This is a genomic window from Qipengyuania sp. NPDC077563, assembly GCF_044901345.1.
Taxonomy (GTDB): Bacteria; Pseudomonadota; Alphaproteobacteria; order Sphingomonadales; family Sphingomonadaceae; genus Qipengyuania; species Qipengyuania aestuarii.
This window is the reverse complement of record NZ_JBJDPC010000006.1, coordinates 1-2848: the sequence shown is the minus strand read 5'-3', so window position 1 is coordinate 2848 and position 2848 is coordinate 1. Positions and strand designations below refer to the sequence as shown.

Genomic DNA, 2848 nt, shown 5'->3' with positions numbered 1-2848 from the left:
ATGGGACCGATCTCGACCGGCCTGGGCGAAGTGCTCATGTATACGATCGAATACGAGTATCCGGGAGGTCGCGATGCGCCCAAGGGTGGTCGAACAGGGTGGCAGCCGGACGGGAGCTTCATCACCGAACGCGGCGATCGCCTCGACACCGAAGTCGCCAAGGCAGCCTATCTTCGCACGGTGCAGGACTGGGTCGTTGCTCCGCTCATGCGCTCCATCGACGGGGTGGCGGGCGTGGACTCGATCGGCGGCTATGAGAAGCAGTTTCTCGTCCAGCCCGATCCTGCTCGTCTCACCGGCTACGGCCTGTCGTTCGACTCCCTGATCGAGGCCCTGGAAGCGGCGAACCTCGCCGAAGGTGCCAACTTCGTCGATCGTGCCGGGGAGGCTCTGCTCGTCCGCGTCGATGCGCGGCTTGGGGGCACACAGGACATCGAACAGGCGGTGGTCGCGACCCGCGAGGGCGTGCCGATCCGGATCGGGGATGTCGCCTCGGTGCGCATCGGCGGCGATCTGCGAACCGGTGCTGCCTCGCTCAATGGCGAGGAGGCGGTCGTTGGCACGGTCCTGATGCGCAGTGGCGAGAACAGCCGCACAGTGGCTGCCGCCTCGGCCGAGCGACTGGAAGAAGTCCGCGCCTCGCTCCCTGCCGGAGTGGTCGCCGAGATCGTCTACAACCGCTCGTCGCTGGTCGATGCGACCATCGCGACGGTGGAGAAGAACCTCGTCGAGGGCGCGCTTCTGGTGATCGCAGTCCTGTTCCTGATGCTCGGCAATATCCGTGCTGCGATCATCGCCGCATTGGTCATTCCGATATCCATGCTGATGGCCGCCGTGGGAATGAACAGGCTTGGAGTCTCCGGCAACCTGATGAGCCTCGGGGCACTGGACTTCGGGCTTATCGTCGATGGCGCCGTTATCATCGTCGAGAACAGCGTCGCGCGGCTCGCCGCCAGGCAGCACCGTGAAGATAGATTGCTCAGCCTCGGCGAACGGCTGACGGAGACACGGCTGGCTGCACAGGAGATGATCAAGCCGACCGTCTACGGTCAGGCGATCATCCTCTTGGTCTATGCGCCGCTTCTCACCTTCACGGGGGTCGAGGGCAAGACGTTCTCGCCAATGGCCATCACGGTCATGCTGGCACTCGCCTCCGCCTTCGTGCTGTCCCTGACCTTCGTGCCGGCGATGATCGCGGTGCTCCTCAATCGCAAGCTGACCGAGAAGGAGGTCAAGCCCGTTCGGATGGCGAAGGAACGCTATGGCCCGGCAGTGCGCCGCGCCATCGCACGTCCCTGGCCGGTGATCGGTGCGGGCGCCGGACTCTTCGCCGTAGCGGCTTTCGTGTTCACCCTTCTCGGCAGTGAGTTCACACCGCAGCTGGATGAGCGCGACATCGCGGTTCAGTCGCTGCGGATACCGTCGACTTCGCTCGAGCGCTCGCTCGCCATGCAGAGACAGGTGGAGGACAGGCTCGAGACCTTCCCGCAGGTGGAGCTGGTCTTCTCGCGCACCGGCACGGCCGAGGTCGCGAGTGATCCGATGCCGCCGAACGCGTCCGACGCCTACGTGATCCTGAAGCCACGCGAAGAGTGGCCCGATCCCGACCTGTCGAAGGACGAACTCGTTGCACAGATGGAGGAGTCGCTCGGCGGTCTGGTGGGCAACCTCTACGAGTTCAGCCAACCCATCGAACTGCGCTTCAACGAGCTGATCGCGGGTGTTCGCGGCGACGTGGCGGTCAAGCTCTACGGAGACGACCTGACCGCGCTGACCCGGTCAGCCGGAGAAGTGGCCGAGGTGCTGCGCGGCGTCGAGGGTGCTGCAGACGTCAAGGTCCAGCAGGTCACTGGCTTTCCCACGCTCGACATTGCCTTCGATCGTCCGACGATCGCCCGATACGGTCTGACCGTGGAGGAGGTCGCGCAATCCGTTGCCATCGCGCTGGGTGGTCGGCCAGCGGGGCTGGTATTCGAGGGTGACCGCCGGTTCGATGTCGTCGTGCGGCTCGAGGATGCGACCCGGGACGATTTCGATCAGCTCGGAGCTCTTCCCATAGTCCTCGAAAGCGGGGTCACGGTTCCGCTTCGCACATTGGCGGATTTCCAGGTGGTCGATGGTCTCGCGGAGGTTCGCCGGGAGCAGGGTCGCCGACTGGTGATCGTGTCGGCGAACGTGCGCGAGCGCGATCTCGGCTCGTTTGTCGAGGAGGCCCGGGCAGGCGTCTCCGAGAACGTCGGATTGCCGGCCGCCTCCTTCATCGAATGGGGCGGACAATACCAGAACCTCCAGGCCGCGCAGGCAAGGCTCGCCCTCGTCGTTCCGGTCTGCTTCGCGCTGGTGCTGCTGCTCCTGTTCATGGCGCTCGGCGGATGGGTGCCAGCGCTGGCGGTGTTCAGCGCGATCCCGATGGCGCTGGCAGGCGGGGTCTTCGCGCTTGCCCTACGGGGGATGCCGTTCTCGGTGTCGGCCGCAGTGGGGTTCATCGCCCTATCGGGCGTCGCGGTATTGAACGGGCTCGTGATGATGACCGCGATACGCCAGCGCCTCGACAAGGGAATGCCTCTCGATGAGGCGATCTCCGATGGCGCACTGGCGAGGCTGCGACCGGTGCTGATGACAGCCTTGGTGGCCTCGCTCGGCTTCGTGCCGATGGCCCTTGCGACCGGCACGGGCGCGGAAGTCCAGCGTCCGCTCGCCACTGTCGTGATCGGCGGATTGATTACCGCGACCGCGCTCACGCTCTTCGTCCTGCCCGCGATCGCGCGGCTCGTGCTCAATCGATCGGACGATGAGCGCAGCTGGCGCGAGAAGTGGTGGGATCGCCTGCGTCGAAACGTGACCAGCG

General features: G+C 65.4%; 1 protein-coding gene. It reads left to right on the top strand.

Features of this window, described 5'->3' with window-relative positions:
* On the top strand, positions 1 to 2848 hold a 2848-nt coding region (locus ACI2I1_RS15520), incomplete at both ends, for an efflux RND transporter permease subunit (RefSeq protein WP_404679857.1).